We start from the raw sequence: 660 nt of genomic DNA, 5'->3' as shown, positions 1-660 counted from the left end.
TGGGGGTGCAGTGGTGGGGTTTCCTCCTTTTGTCCCTTTCGTGGGACCCGGCCCGGGGTGGGTCCTCGCCCCCCGCCCTGTCTCAGGGAAAAAACACCCGGGCCCCCCCCCCCCGCCGCTTGGTCGTGACAGCAGAGCGAATGTGAGAAGAGGGACTGTGAGCGTCAACCTCAACGAGAAGCCCGAGATCGACTTCCCGATCGGCGACGCCCCGACGGAGCTGCAGATCCGCGACATCGTCGTCGGTGACGGCGAGGAGGCCAAGCGGGGTCAGAACGTCAGCGTCCGCTACGTCGGTGTGACCTTCGAGACCGGCGAGGAGTTCGACGCGAGCTGGAACCGGAGCCCCAACGAGTTCCGCTTCCCGCTGGGCGGCGGCCGCGTCATCAAGGGCTGGGACCAGGGCGTCGTCGGCATGAAGGTCGGCGGCCGCCGCGAGCTGACCATCCCGGCGCGCCTGGCGTACGGCAACCAGTCGCCGACGCCGCTCATCCCGGCTGGCTCGACCCTGATCTTCGTGGTCGACCTGCTGGCGGTCTGAGCCTGCTCGCGCCGTGGGGGGGGGGCCCCCCCGGGGCCGGACCACAAAGACGCCCGGGGGGGGTTGGGGGGGGGGGTTTTTTTGTGTTTGCTCCTCCCCGCCAGGCCGGTCTCCCCTAT

The 660-nt window shown here is 69.7% G+C and carries 1 protein-coding gene; it reads left to right on the top strand.

Annotated features, from left to right (window positions below):
- Positions 1–157: 157 nt before the first annotated feature.
- Positions 158–541 (top strand): FKBP-type peptidyl-prolyl cis-trans isomerase, encoded by a 384-nt coding sequence (locus ACFVGO_RS09840; protein WP_359901163.1) that lies wholly within the window; start codon positions 158–160, stop codon positions 539–541.
- The last annotated feature ends 119 nt before the right edge of the window (positions 542–660 follow it).

The organism is Kitasatospora sp. NPDC057738, from assembly GCF_042798815.1.
GTDB classification, from domain to species: Bacteria; Actinomycetota; Actinomycetes; order Streptomycetales; family Streptomycetaceae; genus Kitasatospora; species Kitasatospora lactacystinica.
Note: the sequence above shows the minus strand (reverse complement) of the source record. Positions and strands in the feature narration are given on the sequence as shown.